Origin of the sequence: Snodgrassella alvi (genome assembly GCF_040741455.2) — a bacterium.
GTDB classification, from domain to species: Bacteria; Pseudomonadota; Gammaproteobacteria; order Burkholderiales; family Neisseriaceae; genus Snodgrassella; species Snodgrassella alvi_E.
This window is the reverse complement of the sequence record NZ_CP160328.2, coordinates 954393-978983: the sequence shown is the minus strand read 5'-3', so window position 1 is coordinate 978983 and position 24591 is coordinate 954393. Positions and strand designations below refer to the sequence as shown.

At 45.2% G+C, this 24591-nt stretch carries 24 protein-coding genes; 20 read left to right on the top strand and 4 right to left on the bottom strand.

What is annotated here, in order from left to right:
* Positions 1–493: 493 nt before the first annotated feature.
* The 4 genes from ABU615_RS04455 (at position 494) to obgE (ending at position 3203) form a co-directional block, all read left to right on the top strand.
* The gene (locus ABU615_RS04455) at positions 494–754 is read left to right on the top strand and encodes a hypothetical protein (RefSeq protein WP_100140407.1); all 261 of its coding nucleotides are present in this window, start codon (positions 494–496) and stop codon (positions 752–754) included.
* A 542-nt stretch (positions 755–1296) separates the two neighbouring features.
* A complete protein-coding gene (gene rplU, locus ABU615_RS04450) occupies positions 1297–1605 on the top strand; it encodes a 50S ribosomal protein L21 (protein WP_025331258.1) in 309 nt (102 codons plus the stop codon).
* Positions 1606–1625: 20 nt separating this feature from the next.
* Entirely contained in the window at positions 1626–1898 is a 273-nt protein-coding gene (gene rpmA / locus ABU615_RS04445) for a 50S ribosomal protein L27 (RefSeq protein ID WP_025331257.1), read from the top strand.
* Between the two features lie 171 nt (positions 1899–2069).
* A complete protein-coding gene (gene obgE, locus ABU615_RS04440) occupies positions 2070–3203 on the top strand; it encodes a GTPase ObgE (RefSeq protein WP_370389277.1) in 1134 nt (377 codons plus the stop codon).
* A gap of 77 nt (positions 3204–3280) precedes the next feature.
* Here the strand turns inward: obgE and ABU615_RS04435 are convergent, their stop codons facing one another.
* Complete coding sequence (locus tag ABU615_RS04435; protein ID WP_367487134.1) at positions 3281–3841, bottom strand: hypothetical protein; 561 nt, start codon at positions 3839–3841, stop codon at positions 3281–3283.
* A gap of 318 nt (positions 3842–4159) precedes the next feature.
* Here ABU615_RS04435 and ABU615_RS04430 point away from each other — a divergent pair, with 318 nt between their 5' ends.
* The 6 genes from ABU615_RS04430 to argJ all read left to right on the top strand — a co-directional run bounded on the left by ABU615_RS04430 (position 4160) and on the right by argJ (position 10568).
* On the top strand, positions 4160–4669 hold the full coding sequence (locus ABU615_RS04430) for a HugZ family protein (protein WP_367645063.1): 510 nt from the start codon (positions 4160–4162) through the stop codon (positions 4667–4669).
* Between the two features lie 86 nt (positions 4670–4755).
* Positions 4756–6285: a ubiquinone biosynthesis regulatory protein kinase UbiB gene (ubiB, locus tag ABU615_RS04425; RefSeq protein ID WP_370389276.1), complete on the top strand. Its 1530-nt coding sequence runs from the start codon at positions 4756–4758 to the stop codon at positions 6283–6285.
* A gap of 162 nt (positions 6286–6447) precedes the next feature.
* Positions 6448–7227, top strand: coding sequence for a phosphatidylserine decarboxylase (locus ABU615_RS04420; protein WP_370389275.1), 780 nt, complete (start codon positions 6448–6450; stop codon positions 7225–7227).
* A gap of 73 nt (positions 7228–7300) precedes the next feature.
* Positions 7301–8524, top strand: a complete 1224-nt coding sequence (gene hflX / locus ABU615_RS04415) for a GTPase HflX (protein ID WP_370389274.1) — start codon at positions 7301–7303, stop codon at positions 8522–8524.
* Between the two features lie 4 nt (positions 8525–8528).
* Positions 8529–9287 (top strand): CDP-diacylglycerol--serine O-phosphatidyltransferase, encoded by a 759-nt coding sequence (gene pssA, locus ABU615_RS04410; RefSeq protein WP_100140537.1) that lies wholly within the window; start codon positions 8529–8531, stop codon positions 9285–9287.
* A 63-nt stretch (positions 9288–9350) separates the two neighbouring features.
* Positions 9351–10568, top strand: coding sequence for a bifunctional glutamate N-acetyltransferase/amino-acid acetyltransferase ArgJ (gene argJ / locus ABU615_RS04405; RefSeq protein ID WP_267404233.1), 1218 nt, complete (start codon positions 9351–9353; stop codon positions 10566–10568).
* A 62-nt stretch (positions 10569–10630) separates the two neighbouring features.
* Here argJ and ABU615_RS04400 read toward each other — a convergent pair whose 3' ends face one another.
* The gene (locus ABU615_RS04400; RefSeq protein ID WP_267404234.1) at positions 10631–10981 is read right to left on the bottom strand and encodes a RidA family protein; all 351 of its coding nucleotides are present in this window, start codon (positions 10979–10981) and stop codon (positions 10631–10633) included.
* 73 nt (positions 10982–11054) lie between these two features.
* On the opposite strand from ABU615_RS04400, the gene ybaK reads away from it, so the two are divergent.
* Positions 11055–11543, top strand: coding sequence for a Cys-tRNA(Pro) deacylase (ybaK, locus tag ABU615_RS04395; protein WP_370389273.1), 489 nt, complete (start codon positions 11055–11057; stop codon positions 11541–11543).
* Between the two features lie 67 nt (positions 11544–11610).
* Here the strand turns inward: ybaK and ABU615_RS04390 are convergent, their stop codons facing one another.
* Together ABU615_RS04390 and ABU615_RS04385 are read right to left on the bottom strand one after the other, a co-directional pair.
* Positions 11611–12648 (bottom strand): NADPH dehydrogenase, encoded by a 1038-nt coding sequence (locus ABU615_RS04390; protein ID WP_367487143.1) that lies wholly within the window; start codon positions 12646–12648, stop codon positions 11611–11613.
* Between the two features lie 240 nt (positions 12649–12888).
* Positions 12889–14040 (bottom strand): class I SAM-dependent methyltransferase, encoded by a 1152-nt coding sequence (locus ABU615_RS04385; protein ID WP_267390634.1) that lies wholly within the window; start codon positions 14038–14040, stop codon positions 12889–12891.
* A gap of 286 nt (positions 14041–14326) precedes the next feature.
* On the opposite strand from ABU615_RS04385, the gene mraZ reads away from it, so the two are divergent.
* The 9 genes from mraZ to ftsW all read left to right on the top strand — a co-directional run bounded on the left by mraZ (position 14327) and on the right by ftsW (position 24556).
* Positions 14327–14782: a division/cell wall cluster transcriptional repressor MraZ gene (mraZ, locus tag ABU615_RS04380; RefSeq protein ID WP_037404983.1), complete on the top strand. Its 456-nt coding sequence runs from the start codon at positions 14327–14329 to the stop codon at positions 14780–14782.
* The gene (rsmH, locus tag ABU615_RS04375; protein WP_267390632.1) at positions 14779–15720 is read left to right on the top strand and encodes a 16S rRNA (cytosine(1402)-N(4))-methyltransferase RsmH; all 942 of its coding nucleotides are present in this window, start codon (positions 14779–14781) and stop codon (positions 15718–15720) included. Before mraZ ends, rsmH begins: the two co-directional genes overlap by 4 nt.
* Positions 15721–15746: 26 nt before the next feature.
* Complete coding sequence (ftsL, locus tag ABU615_RS04370) at positions 15747–16019, top strand: cell division protein FtsL (RefSeq protein WP_100140393.1); 273 nt, start codon at positions 15747–15749, stop codon at positions 16017–16019.
* Positions 16020–16091: 72 nt separating this feature from the next.
* Positions 16092–17834 (top strand): penicillin-binding protein 2, encoded by a 1743-nt coding sequence (locus ABU615_RS04365; protein WP_267390631.1) that lies wholly within the window; start codon positions 16092–16094, stop codon positions 17832–17834.
* A gap of 73 nt (positions 17835–17907) precedes the next feature.
* Positions 17908–19389, top strand: a complete 1482-nt coding sequence (locus tag ABU615_RS04360; RefSeq protein WP_267390630.1) for a UDP-N-acetylmuramoyl-L-alanyl-D-glutamate--2,6-diaminopimelate ligase — start codon at positions 17908–17910, stop codon at positions 19387–19389.
* Positions 19390–19409: 20 nt separating this feature from the next.
* Complete coding sequence (gene murF, locus ABU615_RS04355; protein WP_267390629.1) at positions 19410–20768, top strand: UDP-N-acetylmuramoyl-tripeptide--D-alanyl-D-alanine ligase; 1359 nt, start codon at positions 19410–19412, stop codon at positions 20766–20768.
* 137 nt (positions 20769–20905) lie between these two features.
* Positions 20906–21991 carry a phospho-N-acetylmuramoyl-pentapeptide-transferase gene (gene mraY / locus ABU615_RS04350; RefSeq protein ID WP_100140389.1) on the top strand — a complete coding sequence of 362 codons (1086 nt, stop codon included), beginning with the start codon at positions 20906–20908 and terminating at the stop codon, positions 21989–21991.
* 64 nt (positions 21992–22055) lie between these two features.
* Positions 22056–23405 carry a UDP-N-acetylmuramoyl-L-alanine--D-glutamate ligase gene (gene murD / locus ABU615_RS04345; protein WP_267390628.1) on the top strand — a complete coding sequence of 450 codons (1350 nt, stop codon included), beginning with the start codon at positions 22056–22058 and terminating at the stop codon, positions 23403–23405.
* Complete coding sequence (ftsW, locus tag ABU615_RS04340; protein ID WP_267390627.1) at positions 23402–24556, top strand: putative lipid II flippase FtsW; 1155 nt, start codon at positions 23402–23404, stop codon at positions 24554–24556. The genes murD and ftsW overlap by 4 nt, the downstream gene beginning before the upstream one ends.
* Positions 24557–24591: the final 35 nt, after the last annotated feature.

The following is a 24591-nucleotide window of genomic DNA, read 5'->3' as shown; positions in this document are numbered from 1 at the left end:
CTGAGGCCAGCTAATGCTGTCTAGATCAATCAGGGTATGTTTATTCATTATTTTCTGAGTAGAGTTTTCATTTATCTATCTGTTTTCCTAAGAAAGTAATAGGATTTGTGAGTTGTGATTAAAATTAATTTATTTCAACGCTGAATATTTTTTGTTGGCTTTGGTTGTGAGTGAGATTAGATAAATCAATCTTGCTATAGGACTGTATATCTTTATGTATATGTAGTTTGAACGTATTTGTATTAGGTTTTGTTTTATGCTGGTGTGAAATAAAGGAAAGCTTTTTATTGATTTTATGTTTTTGGTATTGGTTGGCTACGTGGAATATATAAATTTTTTTAAATTACGGGCTGGCTGGTTGAATTTTTTATGGTTGTGTTAATCAGACAATTTTTTTGTTTCTTTAAATAAAAAGTTTACAACATATATTAAAAAATGTATTGTAATCAATGAGTTTATTTAAACTCTTTACTTTAGCCAAAGGAGTATCATTGTGAAAAAATCTGTGTTAACTGTTTTGGGTATTTTAAGTTTGAGTGTTGCTTCTTTTTCTTGTTATGCAGGTAATCCACCTGATAAGGGTGGGGTGCATATCAGCTTGTTTAAATCACCATCTATCGCTAATCCAATTGTTAAATTACCGCCTTCAAAGTGGCTGCCATGTGATTTATTGAGAGTTAATTGGTGTGCTTTCAAAAATGGTCCGACAAAAGTTATCGACCCTCTGGAACCTCAGCCGCCTGTGGCCTATTAATTTTGTCGGTGGCATAAATTTTTAGAAATAGAAATCTTAAATACATCTTTCTTTTTGATTGGAAAGATGTATTTTTTGTTTCTTCTGTACTTACAGCAGTTTTTCTGTAGGTATCGATAGGTTTAACGAGGGCCAACTGACGTTTCTTTTGACCATTTTGCTATGAAATTCTGAGCTAACATAGTTTGCTGTGCGGTGATTAATCAAGGCTTTAAGAATAAAAGAATTTAGTTTTACTCAATTGCTTATAATTCATTTTAAAAGCAATCTTTTTGCGGTTGCTTTAGGTGCTTGTTTATTCAGTTGGTGTTTATTTCTTTTAAAATTTTAGTTAATAACGGTTGCTGGTTTTTGTCACTGTTTTATGATTGGTAATACTATGTATTATGGTTTACTGAAACCTGCTGCGGTAGCCATCTTCTGCGCTTATACAACGTTGTTATTGTTTTGACAGTTAATTCCGTCGTTGTTATAATCGCCAATTCCGTTTTGTGCGGAAATTTAGTTTTTGTTTTTTAATTGAATTCCTATTGGAGTTGAGTATGTACGCGGTCGTAAAAACCGGCGGTAAACAGTATAAAGTTGCCGTTGGCGAAAAATTAAAAGTAGAACAGATACCAGCAGAACTCGACAGCCAGATCGAACTGAATGAAGTTTTGATGATTGCTGACGGTGAAGCGGTGAAGGTGGGTACGCCTTTTATTGAAGGCGCTAAAGTAACCGCTAAAGTGGTTGCACATGGCCGTCACGATAAAGTACGCATTTTTAAGATGCGTCGTCGTAAACACTATCAGAAACGTCAGGGCCACCGCCAGAATTTTACCCAGATTGAAATCGTGGCGATTGCCTAATTGAGTGAAGGAATAACAGAATGGCACACAAAAAAGCAGGCGGTAGCTCCCGCAACGGTCGTGATTCAGAAGCCAAACGCTTGGGCGTTAAAGCCTTTGGTAATGAGCTGATTCCGGCTGGTTCTATTATTGTTCGTCAGCGTGGTACTCGTTTTCACGCCGGTGAAAACGTAGGTATGGGCAAAGATCACACTCTATTCGCGAAAGTGGATGGTTATGTGGAATTTGCTGTGAAAGGCGCGTTGAACCGTAAAACCGTAAGTGTGCGTCCGTATACTGGCGCAGACGAGTAAGTTTTTACAGCTATCAAGCCCTGCCTGTCTGGCAGGGCTTTTTTGTTGGGACGCAGCAGGGGATTTACAGCTAGCGCTATTCTGCTGGAGTTTGGTTATAATCGTATGACGACGCTAGCCCTGAGACATGTGGTTTTGGCCTGAGCATAAATATTGCAGACTGAGAACGTTATGAAGTTTATTGATGAAGCAAAAATTGAGGTAGTTGCCGGCCGTGGCGGCAATGGTGCAGCCAGCTTCCGGCGCGAAAAATTTGTGCCTAAGGGTGGACCGGATGGTGGTGATGGCGGCAAAGGTGGCAGTGTCTGGGCTGTGGCAGATGAGAATATCAATACGCTGGTTGAATATCGTTTTGTTAAACGCTATCAGGCTAAAAATGGTGAAAAAGGCCATGGTTCTGACCGTTATGGGCGTGGTGCCGATGATATTGAGCTAAAAATGCCGGTGGGAACGCTGATTCGTGATGCAGATACGGAGCAGGTGGTGGCTGATTTAACTCATCATGGCCAAAGGGTATGCCTAGCTAAAGGTGGTAAGGGTGGCTTAGGAAATATTCATTTCAAATCTTCAGTTAACCGTGCGCCAAAGCAGGCGACGCCGGGTGAAGAGGGTGAGGCACGCAGTTTGCTGCTGGAATTGAAAGTGCTGGCTGATGTGGGCTTGCTGGGTATGCCCAATGCGGGTAAATCCACTTTAATCAGTGCGGTTTCAGCAGCACGTCCGAAGGTGGCGGATTATCCATTTACTACATTACATCCGAATCTGGGCGTGGTGCGTAGTGATGATAATCATAGTTTTGTGATGGCCGATATTCCAGGTTTGATTGAAGGTGCGGCTGAGGGGGCTGGTCTGGGACACCGTTTTTTGAAACATCTGTCGCGTACTGGTTTGTTGCTGCACGTGGTGGATCTGGCTCCATTTGATGATGGAGTGAATCCAGCAGCCGAGGCGCTGGCGATTGTAGAAGAGCTGCGCCGTTTTGATGAAGCATTGCATGATAAGCCGCGCTGGCTGGTGCTAAATAAAATCGATATGCTGGCTGAAGATGAACGGGCAGCACTGGTGGCGCAATTTCTTGCTGATATTGGCTGGGATTATCCGCAGCCGGATGATGAGTATGAATTTGACCTGTCTGTGCCGCGGGTATTTGAAATCAGTGCTTTGGCACATCAGGGAACTCAGGAGTTAGTGCAGACTATTCAGCGGTATCTGGATACGCAGCATAAATTACAAGCAGAGCTACAGGATTCAGATGAGGCTGTTACTGAGATTATGCCATCTAATAGTTTAATCCAGCCGGAATGATTCCGCCATAATTGCAAAAAGCCACCTGTTGCAGGTGGCTTTTTTATGGAATTGTTTTGTATGAAGAAAATGTATGTTTATTTTGTTTGCTTTTTAGCAGTACGGCGGCCTAGCAAGCGATATGCAAATTGAAGAATTAAAACGCTGATAAGAGCCATTACGGCTGCCATGGATATCTGTTCTATGTTGTAGCTGGTGGATTTGATGGGTGTAACGGTATGTGCCGTTGCTTGATAAATTGCAATGGTTATGCTGCGGTTAGTACGCAGGCTAGTACGTATCTGCTGATGTTGGGCTGATTGCTCGATGATTGTGTATTTGAAGGTATCGTTGTCATTTTTCTGTTTGCTGCCTTCTGTGTTTTTGGCCAAAAAAGATGTGCCGGCCAATGGGTGCTGCTGAATATAGGAATAGGGTAAGGCTAGAAATGAACCATCTGGATTAAATGCAGCAATGGTTAAATCAGAATGCCACGGTTTGTGGTTGCTGGCAGTGCGGCTATCTATTGTGGCTAGGATAAAGATATACAGAATACAGAAACCACAGAATAATATTAATTTAAGTATGCGCTGTTTCAACTGGCGCGGACGTTTCTGGGTTGTGGAAGAATGGGTTGCGGAATGAGGCTGGTTATTCATGATGTGCTGTATTACTGTGGTTTATCTGGAGCTGGCCGTAAGCTTGACTGTGATCTGAGTGGTGATTTTACCTAATTTCTGACTGTGCTGAAGCTGAATTTTATTTGTGGTTTGGTGAAACCTATAGTCTGGAGCGGACAGTATTGATTGTAGGTTTTTGTGTTTTTTATGCTCGAATTGAGTTTATTTTTTTATGGTACGGTACTTTTTGGGGTAATGGTAGCTTGCTGCTTTTGTAATTATGAGTATAAAGGGTATTTGAGTTTTAACATGAAAATTATTATCATTAATTTTGGATAATTTTTTTTAGGGCAATATATGAGTGAACAATACGATGTAGCTGAACTTCAGGCAGCAGTCACGCGGCTACAGCAACTGGATTCTCTGGTACTGGCTACGGTAGGGCAGGATGGTGAACCGCATGCAAGTTATGCACCTTTTGCCGAGCATGATGGCTATCTGTATGTTCTGTTGTCCGGTCTGGCTTTGCATACACAGAATTTGCAACAGCAACAGCAGGCAAATGTTCTGCTAATAGAAGATGAAGCTTCTGCGCGCAATATTTTTGCACGTGCACGTATGAATTATGCTGCCGCTGTGACGACTGTTGAAAAAGATACTACTGAGGGTATTGCCGCTTTGGAGGCAATGAAGACCAAGCTGGGCAATACTGTTGATGTGCTCAGTGGACTGCCAGATTTTATGCTGTTCCGGTTGCAGCTGGAAAAGGCGCGGCTGGTAACTGGTTTTGGACGTGCTTTTGTGTTTACGCCAGGTGATGTGGCTGGCGCCGTGCAGTTAACGGAAAAGAATGCGAAAACAGTGTGATACTTTTGTACGTGGCTATTGGCCGGTAAAGAAAGATAAAATCCCGTACAATAGCCGTTTTCTGCGGATATACCGGAGCTGCGTGCATGTGGTGTTGGCCTAAACGAATATGGGTGATTATTCATACGGTATACGTATTTGGTTTGCTGGATTTGGTGCAGCCACATATTCGACCGTTATGGTTGCAAAAACTGGCACGCTTGTTTCCGCGCGGACGCCAGTACCGGCAAGAGTTGCCTGCGGTACGATTGCGTTTGGCACTGGAGAGTCTGGGGCCAATATTTGTAAAGTTTGGTCAGGTTTTATCAACTCGTCCGGATTTGCTACCTGCTGATTACGCGCGTGAGCTGTCATTATTGCAGGATCGAGTGCCGCCTTTTGACAGTGATGTGGCCATTAAGGTGATTGAAGCAGAACTGGGTAAGCCACTGGATGCTATTTATGCTCACTTTAATCCGCAGCCAGTTGCCAGTGCTTCTATTGCGCAGGTGCATGAGGCTAATTTGTTTGCTGCTGATGGCGGGGTAGGCCAGAAAGTGGCAGTTAAAGTATTACGTCCGAACATAGCGCCAGTAATTGATCAGGATTTAGCCCTAATGGCAGTGGGCGCACGCTGGGTAGAGTGGTTGTTTGCTGATGGCAAGCGATTGAAACCTCGGGAGGTGGTGGCAGAATTTCAAAATTATCTGCATGATGAGTTGGATCTGATGCGCGAGGCTGCTAATGCCAGTCTGCTCGGGCGCCAGTTTACTGACAGTTCGATGCTGATTATCCCTGCAGTTTATTATGATTATTGTGCCCGCCGTGTCCTAACTATTGAGTGGATGGATGGTATTCCGGTAGCGTGTTTAGACAGGTTGCGTGAAAAAAATATTGATTTACATCAGCTTGCCCGTTATGGTGTGGAAATTTTCTTTACTCAAGTTTTTGATAACGGCTTTTTTCATGCAGATATGCATCCGGGTAATATTATGGTGGCGGATGATGGTCGTTACATCGCGTTGGACTTTGGTATTGTCGGCACGCTGACTGATTACGATAAACGCTATCTGGCGATTAATTTTCTTGCTTTTTTTAATCGGGATTATCATCGTGTGGCAACAGCGCATGTGGAATCCGGTTGGGTACCGCCTGACACCAGAGTGGAAGAGCTGGAAGCAGCAGTACGTGCGGTATGTGAACCGATTTTTAATAAGCCGCTGGCTGAGATTTCTTTTGGGATGGTGCTGATGCGCCTATTTGAGACCAGCCGCCGCTTTAATGTGGAGATTCAGCCGCAACTAGTGTTACTACAAAAGACTTTACTGAATATTGAGGGCTTGGGACGGCAGCTTGATCCAGAGTTAGATTTATGGGCAACTGCTAAACCTTTTCTGACACGTTGGATGCATAATCAGATTGGTATAAAGGCTTTGTGGAAAACGCTGCGACAGGAAGCCCCGGATTGGGCACAGATGCTGCCGGCGCTACCGCGCAAGCTGAATGCGTTGGTGGATGAAAAGCGCCAGTTGGAATGGCGTGATGCTTATGTTCATCTGCTGCGCACGCAGCGGCAGCAGAACTTCTGGCTTGCAGTGATTGCGTTGGTTCTGCTGGCTGTGTTTGTGTTTAAGTGATTTGTGTGCGCCTCAATTAATTGTTGGTGCAGTTTTTATATTGTTGAGATTGTGAAATCTGCTTATAGTTATAGGACTTGATGGTGTGGATTTCAGCAAAGTATTCTGTTTGTTTTTCGCTGCGACCTGTCCGCAGTAGATTATCTGTAAAGGAGTAGCCTTGTGTCGCGTATGTATCCTTATCCTTTGATTGCAAAGGAAGGCTGGCCGTTTATTATCGGCAGTCTCGTGCTGAGCATATTAACAGTTGTCTGGTGCGGCTGGTGGTCGCTGCCATTATGGGTAATCACAGTATTTGTGGTGCAGTTTTTTCGAGATCCGGTACGTGATATTCCTGCAGATCCTGAGGATGTGCTGAGTCCGGCGGATGGACGTATTGTTGTGGTAGAAAAAACCTCTGATCCGTATCGAGGGGTGAATGCGCTGAAAATCAGTGTGTTTATGAATGTATTTAATGTCCACTCCAATCGCAGTCCGATTGATGGCAAGGTAGAACGGGTTGATTATTTCAAAGGTAGTTTTCTGAATGCGGCAGTGGATAAAGCCAGTGTGCAGAATGAGCGTAATGCGGTACTGGCGGTCACAAAGACAGGCCGGCCGGTAACTTTTGTGCAGGTGGCTGGGCTGGTAGCACGGCGTATTCTGTGTTATGTGCATGCCCATGATTTATTGCACCGAGGCGACCGTTATGGTTTTATCCGTTTTGGTTCGCGTGTGGATGTGTATCTGCCCGAAGATGCTACACCGCTGGTGGCCATCGGGGATAAGGTTCGTGCCAGCAGTACAGTATTGGCTAAGTTGCCGTTAGCGGCACCTGAGGAAGGTTCGGATGTAGCAGAAAGACAGGGTGCTGAACAAAATACGGGAGAACAGTCTGATATGGTGAAAGATGCGACTACCAAGGCTGCTGCGGCAGCACAGCATGTTTTGTCTCAGGAATGATGTTATTAATGGTTAGACAGGCTGTCTGTTCTTTACGGGTTCAGGCAGCCTGTTGTTGTACAAACGCTAGTCTATGAAAGAATTATCTAAAGCCAGTTTATCTGCTCGACTAGAACCTGAACGAGTGCTGCTGGTGGGTGTGTTGCTGGACAAAGATTTTCCGGTTACGGCTGAGCGCCGAACCAGTCTCTTTGAAGCAGCACTAGATGAGGCGCAGGAGTTGGTACGAGCTACCGGAGCAGAACTGGTGGCTGTGGTGCCATGCAGACGCCAGCAGGCAAATGCTGCATTGTTTGTAGGTAAAGGCAAGGCAGAAGAACTGGCTCAGCAGGTATTTGAGACGGAAGCTAATCTGGTTGTCTTTAATCATGCTCTGACACCGACACAGGAGCGTAATCTGGAAAGATTGCTGCAATGTCGGGTGTTAGATCGCGTTGGTCTGATTCTGGCTATTTTTGCTCGACGGGCACAAAGTCAAGAAGGGCGCCTGCAGGTTGAACTGGCGCAGCTGGTGCATTTATCCAGCAGGCTGGTGCGTGGTTACGGACATTTGCAGAGTCAGCGTGGTGGTATAGGGCTGCGCGGGCCGGGGGAAACTCGTCTGGAAACAGACCGACGCCTGATTAGGCAGAAAATCACGCGCTTGCGCCATGAGTTGCAGCGAGTTCGACAGCAGCGGGCTACGCAACGTAAAAGTCGGAATCAAGGAAAATTACCGCTTTTTGCGTTGGTCGGTTATACAAATGTGGGCAAGTCCAGCTTATTTAACCGTCTAACTAAAGCGCAAGTGGTGGCAGAGGATCAGTTGTTTGCGACGCTGGATAATACGGTGCGTCGCTTGTATCTGAATGAGCAGATCAGTGTGCTTTTATCGGATACTGTTGGTTTTGTTCGCGATTTGCCACATGGTCTGGTGGCTGCATTTGCGGCAACGCTTGAGGAAACAGCTCTGGCTGATGTGCTGCTGCATGTGGTGGATGTAACGCATCCTGAGTTCGAACGCCAAATCGACGATGTAAATACTGTATTGACGGAAATTGATGCAGCAAACATACCACAATTGATTATTTATAATAAAATTGACAGACTGGCTGCAGAACAGCGGCCGAAGGGAATAGTACGCGACATTCGCGGGCGCCCTCAGGCTGTATATATTTCGGTACAGGATGGTAGCGGATTAGTTGATTTGCGTATGGCTATGATAGAACTGGCCAGTCTGAAGCATACACCACATCATGAACAGGACGGGTTAATGAAGCCTGTCGAGGATATAACTAAATATGACACAACAAGCTGAAGTAATGAAATCTAACCGTCCAAATCGGCCGTACCGACGCCGCCTGCGTGATAATAGCATTTATCTATTGCCCAATGCGTTTACTTTAGCTGCACTGTTTGCCGCTTTTTACGCGATTACTCAGTCTATGCATGGGCATTATGAAATTGCGGCGATTGCTGTTTTTATTTCCATGCTGCTGGACGGTATGGATGGACGGGTAGCGCGTCTCACCAATAGCCAGAGTGCATTTGGCGAACAACTAGACAGTCTGGCCGATATGGTGAGTTTTGGTGTGGCTCCAGCACTTATTGCTTATAAATGGCAATTATTCCATTTTGGTAAAATTGGCTATTCGGTAGCATTTATCTATTGTGCCTGCGCTGCTTTGCGTTTGGCTTTATTTAATACATTAATAGGTAAAGTCAGCAAGAAGTGGTTTATCGGAATCCCTAGTCCGACGGCTGCTGCACTAGTAATTGGCCTGATTTGGGTAAGTCATACTTTTCAAGGACTGCCTCATTTGGACTGGTTATGTCTGATTATTACTTTGTTTGGCGGTTTATCCATGGTGGTGCAGATTCCTTTTTGGTCGTTTAAAGAAATTAATGCCTATCGTAAGGTACCCTTTTTTGTAATGATTCTGGCGGTGATTGCATTGCTGGTAGTGACGTGGGAACCATCAGTAGTGCTGTTTGCCTTTTTCTTGCTTTATAGTTTGTCTGGTTATGTGATGTTTATCTGGCGCTTACTGACGAAACGCAAGATTCAGCCTGAATCGTGATAAAAAATAATTTACTAAGGGAACAACAATAAGCTGGTTTATTCGAAATAAAGGAGGATAGCTATGGCTGTTAATCTGGCCGTGCCAAATGATAGGCAGGTTCTAGCCATTGATGGTGTACAGGTCTTTGTGGGACAAGCGGGTGTTAAAAAGCCCGATCATGATGATTTAACCCTGATAGTACTGAATGGCGTCAACAGCATCGGCGCTGTTTTCACTCAAAACCGTTTCTGTGCCGCACCGGTACAAATTGCTAAGCAGCATCTGGCTACGGATACAGGTGTGCGTGCGCTGGTGATTAATACGGGTAATGCCAATGCAGGCACTGGCCGGCAGGGTTTGGCCGATGCTGAATTTATCTGTGAAAAAGTGGCTCAACAAATTGGCTGTGCAGCAGCACAAGTGCTGCCGTTTTCAACTGGCGTGATTTTAGAACCATTACCGGTAGACAGGATCGTGGCGGCACTACCTAAAGTGAAAGTTGTACACTGGCCGCAGGCAGCAGCGGCGATTATGACCACCGATACCGTTCCCAAAATGGCCAGCCGTACAGTCTCTATAGATGGACATAAAGTACATTTCACTGGTATTGCCAAAGGTTCGGGCATGATTCATCCGAACATGGCTACAATGCTGGGATTTGTGTTTACCGATGCTGATATCGCTCAGCCATTGTTGCAGCAGATGGTGGCTGAAGTAGCAAATACTTCTTTTAATGCCATAACGGTAGATGGAGATACTTCTACCAATGATAGTTTTGTGGTGGTAGCTACCGGAAAAACTGAACTTGGTCGGATCGACTCTGAAGCCAGCAAGGATTATGCTGCAATTAAAACGGTACTGGCTGATGTAGCACTGGAGCTGGCGCAGGCTATCGTACGTGATGGTGAGGGTGCATCCAAATTTATTACTATTGATGTGCGTAATGCGTTGACGGAGGCTGAAGCCCGTCAGGTGGGTTATGCAGTAGCCCGTTCACCGCTGGTAAAAACAGCCTTTTACGCCAGTGATCCTAATCTTGGTCGTATCTTGTGTGCCATTGGTTATGCCGGTATTACTGACCTTGATGTTAGCGCTATTAAAGTGTATTTAGGTGATGTATTGGTAGCCGAAAAAGGTGGGCGCGCCTCAAGCTACACTGAAGAAGCCGGACAACAAGTTATGGCACAGGACGAAATAACAGTAACAATTGATTTGGCTCGTGGTGAAGCTCAAGCGAAGATTTATACTTGTGATTTATCTAAAGAGTATGTGGCCATTAATGCGGATTACCGCAGTTAAATATAATGTATGTAATATTCTAGCCATCAAGCCGATATAACATCAGCTTGATGGCTGTTTATTTATTTTTGTACGGCAGTAATTTTGATTTCTACTTTCCATTGCGGATTGGCCAGTGCGGCCTGCACACAGGCTCGTGCCGGTGTGTGGCCAGGGACCACCCATTTATCCCACGCTTGATTCATACCTGCATAATCCTGTAAATCATTCAAGTAAATCACGGCTTCACATATATGTTGTTTGTCGCTGCCACAGGCGGCAAGGATACTGTCAATCTGTGCCAGTACGTTGGCAGTCTGGGCGGTGATGTCTGCTTCTTCATTCGTGGGTACTTGTCCGGCCAGAAATATCAGACCATTGGCAATGGTGGCTTCAGCAAGGCGGTCACCGCTCTGGTAAAATTTGATACTCATATACAGGTTCCTGATGAAGGTAAATAAATGATGTTAGCACAGTTATTTTGGTCTGAAAGGATGCGGTGTACGGATGAGTAAAAGTAAATTTCCAGTCACGCCTGCAATTCGTTTTCTGCGCGACCATCAGATACCATATGAACCAATGGAGTATGCTTACGTTGAGCATGGAGGGACAGCACAATCTGCTTTGGCGCTTAATGTGGACGAGCATGCAGTAATTAAAACCATTGTTCTGCAAAATGAGCAGAAACAGGGACTGATTGTACTGATGCATGGTGACCGGCATATTTCTACACGTCAGCTGGCACGAGAGCTCGGCATGAAACATATCGAATCGGCCAGCCCCCAACAGGCCAGTAAATGGACAGGATATCTGGTAGGTGGTACCAGTCCGTTTGGTAATAAGGCGGGTTTACCGATATATGTTGAAGAGAGTATCTATGCTTTGCCACTGATTTATATAAATGGCGGCAAACGCGGATTTCTTGTAAAAATACAGCCACAGTATTTGGCTTGTCTGCAACCACAATCGGTGCACGTGGCTACAGAAACAGAATAAATATTAATTAGTATACGGGCCAAACCGAATAATGGTCTGGCCTGTGCGTTCCACTACAAGTGAACATTTATTTCAGCTGTCCACGCTGATAAGAATCATTAAAAGGCTTGAAGTTGTGGTCGTGAAGTTTCTGAGCAGCATCAGCTAACCAGTTTGTATTGCGGAGCAATACCCTTCCCTCCATAATCAGGTCGGCCTGTTTGGTTTGCAATATATATTCTGCTAAATCCGGACTATCCAGTAAGCCCACTGTTGCCACTGGAATTCCAACAACTTGCTTCATAGCGGTAGTAAACGGTGTTTGATAGCCGCCGTGTAAAGGTAAATCAGGAGCGTAATCCATTACGCCACCGGTAGATACATCAATTACATCAATGCCGTCACGTTCTAACCACTGGCCTATTTGCTGCCAGTCGGCAATTGTGTTTTGCTGACCACTTTGGTCGTAGTCTGATAAAGACAGACGTACCCATAGTGAACCAGAAAAATGCGCACGGATATCGGTAACAATTTCATGCAATAAACGATATCGATTGGCTAAAGAACCACCATAGTCATCGCTTCGATGATTACTCAATGGCGATAGAAATTCACTGATTAGATAGCCATGTGCGGCATGAATTTCAATTACATCTACGCCTGCTTGCTGTGCTCGCCTAGCTGCTGCAATAAAATCAGTACGGATTTGTTTGATTTCGTCCTGAGTAATTGCCTTTGGAATTTTGGAGCTAGAATTAAAGGCAATGGGACTGGGTGCAAGTGGCTGGAGTGCATCTTCGGCTTTGCGTCCGGCATGAGCCAGCTGTACACCAACTTTACTGCCCAGATAATGTAACGAATCCACCAAATGAGTGAATTTTTCAGTCTGCTTATCATCCCACAAACCTAAATCATGTTTGGTGATACGTCCTTCAGGCTGTACTGCAGTGGCTTCAATCATAATCAGGCCTACATTAGCAATGGCTCGTGCTCCATAATGAGCAAAATGAAACGGCGTGACAATGCCATCTTCTTTTTTAACTTCATACATGCACATTGGTGCCATAACAACGCGGTTTTTCAGCGACAATTGGCCAATGGTAATAGGGGATAACAAGATTGACATTATGTTTTCCTTTTTTAAGTTCTTACATGAGCGTGATTTTCTGGAACTGTTTGTCTGTAGCCATATTTAGATAGGGTTAAAATCCAGTTTATAAATGGTTATAAAAATCACAGCTTATTAATTGATGTATCTGTTTTATCAGAGTTATGATTTAAGTAATTGATATAATTTAATAAAAAATTTTCCTAATACAGTATTTTTCCAATTCGTGCTTGCTAAGAATGCTTAAATTATTTATTGCTATAATTTATGGCACAAATCGCCATATCTAAAACCGAGCCAGTCAACATCAATATTTTTTCCAAAAGCAATCACTTTAAATAATTCGCCCATTTCCTGTGTATCAAGAAGGGTATGACAGGCCGCTGCTGCCTTTATATACGCTGTTTCATCCGGCAGGCCTGTTTGTGCTAAAAGTTCGGTAATACCTAGATTCAGCAGAAAAGTTGCCTGAGTGGTATAGCCAATTAAATCGAGCTTATTTTCTACCCCAGCATCGGCTATGTGGGTGAAATTAACATGCGCGGTTAGATCAGTTAGGCCGGGATAATAAAAAGGATCATGGATGGTGTGATGGCGATAATGGCCGATTAAAGTGCCTTGCCGTCGCTGCGGATGGTAATACTGCGCCGCATCGAAACCATAATCTATCCAAATCATGGCGCCACGGTGCAGTTTCTGCGCCAGGGTGATCACAAAAGCATGTTGTTGCGGATGCAGTTCAGACTGATACATTTCGCTAGTGACAGGAAAAGTTTCCATTACCTGTTGCTTTATCTGCTGATTTTTGACGGGCTGAAGAGACCAGCACAAACGGTTATCCTGCCAGCTCACGCCCATTTCTTCTATTTGATTTCCCACACGCTGATATATCGGTACCGGCATGGCATCTAATACCTCATTGCCGAGCAAAATGCCATCAAACTGTGCCGGTAAACAGCTTAAATGAACAACTTTATCGGCCAAATCAGGGATATGGGTCCGAATATATGTGCGCTGACGCTCGGCCAGCTCGGCGGATAGTTCAATGATGTAGTAATGCTTAAGTTGTCCACTATCTAATGCAGTCAGTACAGAAGTAGCTAGATGGCCAGTACCAGCTCCAAATTCGTAAATATTGCCAGCCGTTTGTGGCAATAGTGCATTTAATTGCTGTGCTAGTGTATGACCAAAAAGCGGAGTCAGTATGGGAGCAGTAATAAAATCGCCATCTTGTCCAAATTTCTGTGCACCGCCGGTGTAATAACCATAAGCCGGTGTGTACAGTGCCATCTGCATGTAATCAGCAAAAGACAGCCAACCACCCTGCTGGTTTATTTTCTGCTGAATTAGAGAAGTAAGTGTTGCAGAGCTAGCTGCAGCAACTTTATCCGGGATAGGTAAATTATCCATAGGTTATATGGTGAATATGTAAACATAAGAGCATTATAAACGCTCCCTTCAGCCTGTGCTGTCTTGCATCAATATGCTTAAACGGCACAATGGTTAGGGTTTAGAAGAATAGTTAATTAATGTATTGAATTAGATGATTTTTTCAATAAATAGTGGTTTTTCTGAGTGGCTAAAATTTGACTTGATTGCATTGACCCTGCAAGCAAAATTGACTTATAGTGTGAATAAGTGTGTAAAGGTGTGGCAAAGTGGGGGATAATCCCGAATCACTCAACTGGAGCTAATAATGTTTGGCGGCGCGTATGAATTAAGTATAGACAGCAAAGGGCGACTGGCAATACCAGCTAAGTTTCGCGACTTGCTGGCGCGTCATTTCACTCCAGTACTGGTGGCTACGCTTGAAAAGCGCACACATTTATTACTTTATCCTGAATCATCATGGCGAAGTGTAGAGGCGCAGCTTTTGCAGCTACCGGTGGCGGGTAACAGGGTATTGCAGGCTTATCAGAATTTGCTCTTGCATAATGCAGACACTATGGAACTGGATAGTGCAGGCAGAGTTTTGTTGCCGGCGCATCTGCGTCGGTTGGTGAATTTTGAGCGTGAAGTATATGTTGTAGGTCGTGCTAATCGCATCGAAGTATGGGGTAGGGCACTGTGGGAAGAACAAAATAATGCCGCATTGGATATGGATGAAGACATGCTGGCAGCAGAGCTGGGCAAGACCCAGCTGCAATTATGAATAAATCAATGAGTAATGGCGGCCACATAACAGTGCTGCTGAATGAAGCAGTTGCTGCTTTACATGTGAAACCTAACGGTGTCTATGTTGACGGAACTTTTGGCCGTGGCGGCCATTCGCGCCAGATACTGTCGCAGCTGGGAAATAATGGCAGGCTGGTGGTGTTTGACAAGGATCCACAGGCAATAGCTGTGGCGAGGCAGCTGGCACAGCAGGATAATCGGGTACAGGTAGTACATGAAGGCTTTTCAGCGTTAAACAGCTCACTGAAGCAGTTGGGTATCGACAAGATTAACGGAGCGCTGTTTGATTTGGGGATTTCATCCCCGCAAATTGATGAAGCAGAGAGAGGCTTTAGTTTTCGCTTCGATGCACCGTTGGATATGCGCATGGATACCACACGCGGGCAATCGGCTGCAGAATGGCTGGAGGTGGCTGAGGAGCAGGCGATACACGAGGTAATTAAAAATTATGGTGAAGAACGGTTTAGTCGCCAGATTGCACGGGCAATTGTGGCACAGAGAGAAGAGAAGCCAATTACCACAACCGGCCAGCTGGCGCGTCTCGTCGCACAAGTCGTCCGTACTCGTGAGCGCGCACAGGATCCGGCCACACGTACCTTCCAGGCCATTCGCATCTTTATTAACCGTGAACTGGAAGAAATAAGCGGGGTGCTGCCACAGGCAATGGAACGCCTGAATACTGGTGGCCGGCTGGCAGTGATTTCATTCCATTCACTTGAAGATAGAATTGTAAAACATTTTATGCAACAAAATAGTCGGCCAGCGCCTCTGCCACGCTGGGCTGTGCTTAAGGAAGCGGAGCGTGAACAGCCTCCGCTACGTCTGATTGGTAAAGCGCAGAAGCCTGCTGCTGCTGAAATTGCAGCTAATCCACGCGCCCGTTCGGCAGTATTGCGTGTAGCAGAACGTAGTTGATGGAAAAGATTTATGGTTGATTGGCTATGAATAAAATCAACATTATTTTGCTGGTATTAGTACTGGCTTCAGCTTTTGCTGTTGTAACAGTACAAGATCGTTCGCGCCAGTTTTTTATAGCGTTGGATAAGGCTCAAAAAGGGGAGAGTCTTTTAAATGAAGATTTCAGCCGGCTGAAATTGGCACAGGCGCGGCTATCCAATCATCAGCTGATTCAGGACGCTTCAGCACGCCAGAATCTGCATTCACCATCATTGGCCGAGACACGGATGCTGGCTGCTCCGCGGCCTGTTAAATGATGAAATAAAAGGTTACAGATTAATGGAAACGCTGCTAACCGGCAGCACTATCCAGCAGTGGAACAAACTACTATGTTAATTAAAAACGATTATAAGCCACGCATGCTGACCCGCGAAGTGCAGCAGGTAAAACCTGTGACCACGAACGGAAGAATAGTATTGGTGCTGGGTGCTCTGGCTGTGGCCTTCGCCATGCTAATCGGACGCGGTGTGTATTTACAGACTGAAAAACACGAATTTTTAAAAGAACAAGGTGACCAGAGATTTGTGCGTACTCTGCCATTGGTGGCCACACGCGGCACAATTACTGACCGTAATGGCGCGGCACTGGCTATCAGTGCGCCGGCTGATTCTTTGTATGCAGTGCCTTCAGCCATGGAGCAGATGCCGACCGATGCGCAACTACAGCAATTGTCAGCTTTGATAGATGTGCCATTGGCAACGATTAAAAGCCGTCTCAGCCGTAATAAAGACTTTATCTATCTGAAACGTCAGCTGCCACCAGAAGTTGCCGAAAAAGTTGCTGCGCTTAATATAAAAGGCCTGGCATTTCAACATGAAAGTAAGCGTCATTATCCTATGGGGCCGATTTTTTCCCATATTATTGGTTTCACTAATATTGACGGCAAAGGACAGGAAGGCTTGGAGCTGTCCCGCGAAAGTGTTCTGCACGGTGTAGACGGTGCTAAAGTGGTATTACGCGATAACAAAGGCAACATAGTTGACAGTCTAGATTCACCACGTAACCAGCCGCCCAGAAATGGTACCAATATGGTACTGTCCGTTGATCAGCGTATTCAGTCTATTGCTTATGAGTCTTTAAATAAAGCAATGCAATTCCATCAAGCTTCAGCGGGTTCGGTAGTGGTACTGGATGGTAAAACAGGGGAAATTCTTGCACTGGTAAATTCACCGGGATATGACCCTAATAACCCTGGAGCCACAGAGAGTGATGCCCGCCGTAACCGTGCGGTAACCGATATGATTGAGCCGGGTAGTGCGATGAAACCGTTTACCATTGCTAAAGGGCTGGACAGCGGTAAAATCAGACCTAGCAGCGGTTTCAATACTCTACCGTATAAAATTGGTCCGGCCACAGTGCGGGATACACATAATTACCCTTACCTAGATGTCCGCGGCATTATTCAGAAGTCGTCTAATGTAGGTACAAGTAAAATTTCTGCTATGTTTACGCCGGAAGAAATGTACAACATGTATACTTCTATCGGTTTTGGCCATCGCATGCATTCTGGTTTTCCCGGTGAAACACCAGGGGTCGTGCGTGACTGGCATAGCTGGCGCCCTATTGAGCAGGCAACCATGTCTTTTGGATACGGCATTCAGATGAGTTTGCTCCAGTTGGCACGTGCATACACCATATTTACTAATGATGGTGTACTATTGCCGGTAAGTTTTCTGAAACTGGACAAAGCACCGCAGGGTGAGCGTATCATCCAGCCGAAAACGGCGCAGGAAGTACGGCATATGATGATTGCCGTTACCCAACCAGGTGGTACCGGCCTGCAAGGTGCGATTGATGGCTATGATGTTGCAGCAAAAACTGGTACTGCACGTATGCTTGTTGATGGTCATTACTCAGATTCCAAGCACATGGCTACATTCATTGGTTTTGCACCGGCAGACAATCCGCGAGTAATTGTAGCAGTGAATATCCAGAATCCTACTGCCAATGGCTATTATGGTGGTCCGGTTTCCGGTCCGGTATTCCATGATGTGATGGTCGGCACATTGAATGTGCTTGGTGTTTCACCTACAAGACCAGTTAAGACAAGTGTGCATACTGAAAAACATTAATCTTCAGACAATCTGTGTCATCACAGATTGTCTTCTGTTTATAACTGATAAAAATATTTGAAACGGCAGTATTATGTTTTCCCTGAAAAAGCCTTTGCCTGAGTATCATTTAGCGGCTGAAACACACGCTATAGTTGCAGGTAGAAACTTGCGTGCGGACAGTCGACAGGTTCAGCCAGGCGATGTGTTTGTGGCCTGTCAGGGAGAGTATTCCGATGGTCGCGATTTTATTCAGTCTGCTATCGATAATGGGGCAGAATTTGTTTTCTGGGACGATGATGGCCATTTTCAGTGGCAGGAAAGCTGGAAAGTAAAAAATGAGCCGGTAGCAAATTTACACCAGCGTGCCGGTCTGGTAGCAGCTGCCTGCTATGATAATCCGGGCAGCAAACTAACTATCTGGGGGGTGACCGGTACCAATGGTAAAACCTCGGTATCACAATGGCTGGCGCAGGCATCAGATATTCTGGGTAAGAAATGTGCCATTATGGGTACGGTAGGCAATGGGTATTGGCAGCAGCTACATGATACTGTCAATACCACCATGGACGCGGTAACCAATCAGACTTGGTTACGCCGCTTTGTTCAAGAAAATGCCGCTGCAGTGGCCATGGAAGTATCCAGTCATGGCTTGGATCAAGATCGTGTAGTGGGTGTGCCTTTTACCAGCGCAGTCTTTACTAATCTAACCCGTGATCATCTTGATTATCATCATAGCATGCAGAATTACGGTGCTTGTAAAACTTCACTTTTCTACTGGCAGGGTCTAAAACACGCCATTATTAATATTGATGATGAATTCGGCTTTCAGTTATGGCAGCAACTGCATCGTGATTGTTCGCAGCTAACTGTACTGTCTTATGGTTTTCATGCACAAGCTGATATTCACATCTCTCACTTTCAGGCCTCAGCTAATGGTATGCAAGTACAATTATGCACCCCATGGGGAGAAGGTATTGTGCATACCCATTTACTCGGGCGTTTCAATGCACAGAATCTGGCAGCATGTGTCGGAGTATTGTGTGCCAACGGTTTTACTTTTGCAGATGTACTGGCGGTCTGGCCGCATATTCGGCCAGCTACCGGACGCATGGATTGCTTGATGGGCGATAAACAGCCATTAGTAGTGGTGGATTATGCACATACGCCAGATGCGTTGGAAAAGGCGTTGGCTACCTTACAAGAAATTAAACCGGCAGGTTCACATTTATGGTGTGTATTCGGCTGTGGCGGCGACCGTGACGCAGGTAAAAGACCACTAATGGGCGCGGCTGCAGCAGCAGGAGCAGATTATGTGGTGGTAACCAGTGATAATCCGCGTACTGAGAATCCAGAGGCGATTATCAATGATATTTTACCGGCAGTGGCTGAACCGGCTTTGGTGGAAATCGACCGCTGCAAGGCAATTGATTATGCAGTAAAGCATGCTGCCATAGGCGATATTGTACTGATTGCTGGTAAGGGGCATGAAACCTATCAGGATATCGGTGGCCACAAGCATCATTTTTCTGATTTTGAAGTAGCGCAGGCAGCCTTACAGCAACGTGGCTGCTGAAATGCATATATAGAAATAACATGTCGAATTTAGATCTAAATTTTATTTATCAGACTTTTGGACAGGTATTACCAAGCCATAACCAGCCGGTAAATAGGGTGATTATCGATAGCCGCCTGATTCAGCAGGGTGATGTGTTTGTGGCCATTCAGGGAGAACATTTTGATGGCCATGATTTTATTGATGAAGTGCTGGCAAAAGGAGCAGCGTTGTGCATTGTCAGCTGCTCTGACTGGAAGACTAATGCACGTTGTTTAGTGGTTGCCGATACACAACAGGCTTTAGGCCAGCTGGCTCATGCATGGCGTATGGTTGTTAATCCGCAATTGCAGGTTTTCGGTGTGACTGGTTCGGCTGGCAAAACTACTGTAAAGGAAATGCTGGCTACTATTCTGCGTTGCCACGCGGGTAAAGATGCGATTTTGGCAACTGCTGGTAATTTTAATAACCACATAGGGTTGCCATTAACATTGCTGCAATTAAAACCGCAGCATCGCTACGCCGTAATTGAGATGGGCATGAATCATGCTGGCGAACTGAGTTATTTAACTGGTTTGGCGCGTCCAGATTTTGCTCTGGTTAATAATGCTTTGCGTGCTCACATTGGCTGCGGTTTTGCAGATGTGGCCGATATTGCATGTGCTAAAAGTGAAATCTACCAAGGTTTAAATGCTGATGGAATTGGCTTTGTTCCGACTGATGACGGACAGTCTGAGGTTTATATCAAAGCTTTGCATGGTAAAAGATGTGTCCGCTTTGGTACAAAGCTGGGTGATGTGCATGCTGAAAATATTGTTTTGCAGCCATTAGGCATTGCTTTTGACCTGCACAGCCTGCAAGTTGAGACTCATATAAATATACCCGTGCCCGGATTGCATATGGTACACAATGCTGTAGCTGCCTGCGCGATGGCGCTGGCAGCTGGTTTACCTTTGTCAGCTTTGCATGGACTGAATGCATTTCAAAATGCCAAAGGCCGCTTGCAGCAGAAGCACAGTTTGAATGGTGCGCTGGTTATTGATGACACTTATAATGCCAATCCTGATGCATTCAAGGCTGCGATTGATGTACTGGCGGCTTTTCCGGCACCACGGGTCATTGTTATGGGTGCCATCGGTGAGCTTGGCAATAATGCTCCTGCTTTGCATGCTGAAGTTGGTGCCTACATGCGTGAACGAGGTATTGAGGCTGCGTTTTTTATCGGTGATAACAGCCAATATGCTGCCGAAGCTTATGGCGCTAAAGAAGCGTTTTATCAGGACAGAAACCGGCTTATTGAGGATTTACGCGCCTGGGATCAGCAAACGGCGACTATTCTGGTGAAAGGTTCACGTTTTATGCACATGGAAGATGTGGTTGCGGCTTTAACGCAAGAATAAAATGCGGTAACCATTGATTGCCGGTTTGATTGTTTGATGCTTTCGTTACCGGTTTAGGTTGTCGGAACAATTATTTCCGTCAGCAGTGATTATTTGATTAACCGTCATGGCCTGAGCTGTGGCAAGGAAAAACAACCATGCTTTTGTGGTTAGCTGAACTTTTTCATTATTGGATAAGTGGTTTTCATTTATTTCAATACACTACTTTCCGTGCTGTAATGGCTGCGCTTACGTCTATGGGACTAAGTCTTGCATTTGGGCCATGGATGATCCGCAAATTAACTCAACTCAAGGTCGGACAGGCCGTTCGAGATGATGGACCCAAAACCCATCTAATTAAAAGCGGTACTCCCACAATGGGCGGAACGCTGATTTTATTGGCAATTACGGTTACAACATTATTATGGGCCAATCTGGCTAATCCTTATATTTGGGTGCTGTTGCTAGTAATGCTCAGTACCGGAGCGCTGGGCTTTTATGATGACTGGAAAAAGGTCGTTTACAAAGACCCGCATGGTGTATCGGCCAAATTCAAGATGATATGGCAATCTACCGTAGCGCTAATTGCTGGAGTGGTGCTGTTTTATGCTGCGCATTTAAGTTCAACAACTACGTTTATTGTGCCGTTTTTCAAGGAAATTGCTTATCCTTTAGGTGGTATAGGCTTTGTGGTGCTGACTTACTTTGTGATTGTTGGCACATCCAATGCGGTTAATTTGACGGATGGTTTGGATGGGTTGGCGGCTTTTCCAGTAGTGCTGGTGGCTGCGGGCTTGTCTATTTTTGCCTATGTGAGTGGACATGCAGAATTTGCACATTATTTGCAGTTGCCTCATGTGCCCGGCGCCAATGAAGTCATGATATTTGGTGCAGCCATTTGTGGTTCGTGTCTGGGTTTCCTATGGTTTAATGCTTATCCAGCACAGGTATTTATGGGAGATGTCGGTGCATTGGCTCTGGGTGCCGCCTTGGGTACGATAGCGGTGATAGTGCGTCAGGAAATTGTGCTGGTGATTATGGGCGGCTTATTTGTTGTAGAAGCTTTGTCAGTGATGCTACAGGTAGGTTCATATAAATTACGGCGTAAACGTATTTTTCTGATGGCACCGATTCACCATCATTTTGAGCAGAAAGGCTGGAAAGAGACGCAGGTAGTAGTACGTTTCTGGATTATCACCATGATTTTGGTGCTGGTGGGACTTTCTTCTCTGAAAATACGGTAATGGCCTTAAAATATTAGTTTCAGGCCTTGAATGTGTAACTGAAAAATAAATGTAGGACTAAGCCATGACTGACTGGCGTGATAAAAAAGTTTTGGTTGCAGGGTTGGGACGTACCGGTGTTTCAATGCTGGCATTTTTGACTCAAGCTGGCGCTAAAGTGGCCGCATATGATATGCAGTTGGATGAAGCAACGCGTCAGTCAGTTCTCAATCATTATCAGGTTGACATTCATACGGGTGAATTGGCGGCAGTGTTGAATCAGCATCATTTTGATGTGCTGGCGTTAAGCCCAGGTATAAGTCAACGTGATGCAGCAATTGTTGCTTTTAAACGTGCTGGTGGACAAGTAGTTGGTGATGTAGCTATTTTAGCTGAACTACTGGCTGGTAGCGGTAGCAAAGTAATTGCAATTACCGGATCAAATGGCAAAACCACTACCACCAGTCTGGTAGGATTTTTATGTGAAAAGTGTGGTCTGGATACCGTTGTTGCAGGCAATATAGGCACACCGGTTCTTGAAGCTTATCTAGCACGCGACGGTAAAACCGCCGATGTGTGGGTGCTGGAACTTTCCAGTTTTCAGCTGGAAACCACTCCGTGTCTCAATGCCACTGTGGCTACAGTGCTGAATGTGTCTGAAGATCATTTGAATCGCTATGATGATTTACTTGATTATGCACACAGTAAAGACCGGATTTTTCGTGGTCATGCCATTCAGGTATTGAATGCTGATGACACATTCTGTTGTGCCATGCTGCGCCACGAACATAATATGAAATGGTTTTCTTTACAAAAAAATACCGACTACTGGCTGAATCAAGGTGTTCTCTCTGCTGGTAATGAAGCTTTACTATCCTTTGATGCACTACCTCTGCAAGGCAAACATAACGCTGCCAATGTGCTGGCTGCGTTTGCTTTATGTGAAGCCATAGGTTTATCGCGAGCGCAACTGCTGGGCCATGTTGGTGATTTCAAGGGGTTGCCGCATCGGGTTGAAAAGGTGGCTGAAGTCAATGGTGTCACATTTATTGATGATTCAAAAGGAACCAATGTCGGTGCAACTTGTGCAGCACTGTTTGGGCTGGATAAACCAATCGTGTTGATAGCGGGCGGACAAGGGAAGGGACAGGATTTTTCGCCGTTGCAAACAGCTTTACGTGATAAGGCTCGGGCAGTTCTGCTGATTGGCGTAGATGCACAGCAGCTAGGATCTGTTCTGGATGGAGAAAATTATCCGGTAGAATATTGTGATGATTTACCTCAGGCTACTCAGCGTGCCTTTGCACTGGCTAAAGCGGGTGATATCGTGCTACTGAGTCCGGCATGTGCCAGTTATGATATGTTTAAAGGATATGCGCACCGTAGTGAAGTATTTATTGCCAGTGTGCGACAGTTGCAGGGTAGCCAAGCATGATTACCGAATCACGTTTGCTCGACCGTAAATTATTACGCCGCGGCGATACATTCGACCAGTCACTGCTGTGGATGGTGGTGCTGATGGCCAGTTTTAGCCTGATTATGGTCTATTCGGCTTCTATTGCTTATGCAAGACATGATGGCGGCAGTACTTATTTTTATCTAGTACGTCAGGCAGTTTTTCTGCTGTGCGGCGGGCTGCTTGGTTGTATTGCCGCGCGTATTCCACTACGTACATGGAAAAAACTTACACCACTAGTATTACTGCTCAGTATTCTGTTGTTGATATTGGTACTAGTGATGGGGCGTGAAATTAACGGTGCCCGCCGCTGGATTAATGTAGGTATGGTCAATATTCAGCCTACAGAAGTGTTCAAGCTGGCTATTATTCTGTATCTGTCTAGTTTCTTTACCCGCCGAGCAGAAATATTAAAAGAATTTAAAAAGGTTTGGTTTGCTGGTATTCCGGTCGGTCTTGGTCTTGGGCTGATTATGCTGGAGCCCGATTTTGGATCATTTGTTGTGGTATCCGTTATTGCTGTCGGCCTGCTGTTTCTGGCTGGTTTACCTTTTCGTTGGTTTATGGCGGTTGTTGGTTTCGGTTTGCTGGCCATGATTTTGCTGGTACTGTTTGAACCTTACCGTATGGCGCGCGTGGCCGGTTTTCTTGACCCGTGGGCTGATCCGCTTGGTAAAGGCTATCAGTTGACCCATTCATTAATGGCCATCGGTCGTGGTGGCTGGTTTGGCGTCGGGCTTGGCGCCAGTTTGGAAAAACGTTTTTATTTACCTGAAGCTCATACCGACTTTATTCTCGCGGTAATTGGAGAAGAATTCGGTTTTGCTGGTATTCTGGTACTAATGTTTTGTTATATTTGGTTAGTGATCAGAGCTTTTTCAATTGGCAAGCAGGCACGTGATCTAGAGCTGTTTTATGGTTCATTTGTTGCCAAAGGTATTGGTATTTGGTTGGGTATCCAGAGCTTTTTTAATATTGGTGTCAATATTGGACTTCTACCAACTAAAGGCTTAACTTTGCCTTTGCTTTCCTATGGTGGTTCTGCGGTGATGATTATTCTTATTTGCGTGGGCTTGCTATTACGAGTTGATTATGAAAACCGACGGGTCATGCGTGGTTTTAAAGTTTAATTTATCCTCAAACATAATGAGTAAAGCGGATATTC

Excerpts from the sequence above, each read along its gene's own strand:
- rplU (WP_025331258.1), top strand. The coding sequence starts at position 1,297 with ATGTACGCGGTCGTAAAAACCGGCGGTAAACAGTATAAAGTTGCCGTT.
- rpmA (WP_025331257.1), top strand. The coding sequence starts at position 1,626 with ATGGCACACAAAAAAGCAGGCGGTAGCTCCCGCAACGGTCGTGATTCA.
- obgE (WP_370389277.1), top strand. The coding sequence starts at position 2,070 with ATGAAGTTTATTGATGAAGCAAAAATTGAGGTAGTTGCCGGCCGTGGC.
- ABU615_RS04435 (WP_367487134.1), bottom strand. The coding sequence starts at position 3,841 with ATGAATAACCAGCCTCATTCCGCAACCCATTCTTCCACAACCCAGAAA.
- ABU615_RS04430 (WP_367645063.1), top strand. The coding sequence starts at position 4,160 with ATGAGTGAACAATACGATGTAGCTGAACTTCAGGCAGCAGTCACGCGG.
- ubiB (WP_370389276.1), top strand. The coding sequence starts at position 4,756 with ATGTGGTGTTGGCCTAAACGAATATGGGTGATTATTCATACGGTATAC.
- hflX (WP_370389274.1), top strand. The coding sequence starts at position 7,301 with ATGAAAGAATTATCTAAAGCCAGTTTATCTGCTCGACTAGAACCTGAA.
- pssA (WP_100140537.1), top strand. The coding sequence starts at position 8,529 with ATGAAATCTAACCGTCCAAATCGGCCGTACCGACGCCGCCTGCGTGAT.
- argJ (WP_267404233.1), top strand. The coding sequence starts at position 9,351 with ATGGCTGTTAATCTGGCCGTGCCAAATGATAGGCAGGTTCTAGCCATT.
- ABU615_RS04400 (WP_267404234.1), bottom strand. The coding sequence starts at position 10,981 with ATGAGTATCAAATTTTACCAGAGCGGTGACCGCCTTGCTGAAGCCACC.
- ybaK (WP_370389273.1), top strand. The coding sequence starts at position 11,055 with ATGAGTAAAAGTAAATTTCCAGTCACGCCTGCAATTCGTTTTCTGCGC.
- ABU615_RS04390 (WP_367487143.1), bottom strand. The coding sequence starts at position 12,648 with ATGTCAATCTTGTTATCCCCTATTACCATTGGCCAATTGTCGCTGAAA.
- ABU615_RS04385 (WP_267390634.1), bottom strand. The coding sequence starts at position 14,040 with ATGGATAATTTACCTATCCCGGATAAAGTTGCTGCAGCTAGCTCTGCA.
- mraZ (WP_037404983.1), top strand. The coding sequence starts at position 14,327 with ATGTTTGGCGGCGCGTATGAATTAAGTATAGACAGCAAAGGGCGACTG.
- rsmH (WP_267390632.1), top strand. The coding sequence starts at position 14,779 with ATGAATAAATCAATGAGTAATGGCGGCCACATAACAGTGCTGCTGAAT.
- ftsL (WP_100140393.1), top strand. The coding sequence starts at position 15,747 with ATGAATAAAATCAACATTATTTTGCTGGTATTAGTACTGGCTTCAGCT.
- ABU615_RS04365 (WP_267390631.1), top strand. The coding sequence starts at position 16,092 with ATGTTAATTAAAAACGATTATAAGCCACGCATGCTGACCCGCGAAGTG.
- ABU615_RS04360 (WP_267390630.1), top strand. The coding sequence starts at position 17,908 with ATGTTTTCCCTGAAAAAGCCTTTGCCTGAGTATCATTTAGCGGCTGAA.
- murF (WP_267390629.1), top strand. The coding sequence starts at position 19,410 with ATGTCGAATTTAGATCTAAATTTTATTTATCAGACTTTTGGACAGGTA.
- mraY (WP_100140389.1), top strand. The coding sequence starts at position 20,906 with ATGCTTTTGTGGTTAGCTGAACTTTTTCATTATTGGATAAGTGGTTTT.
- murD (WP_267390628.1), top strand. The coding sequence starts at position 22,056 with ATGACTGACTGGCGTGATAAAAAAGTTTTGGTTGCAGGGTTGGGACGT.
- ftsW (WP_267390627.1), top strand. The coding sequence starts at position 23,402 with ATGATTACCGAATCACGTTTGCTCGACCGTAAATTATTACGCCGCGGC.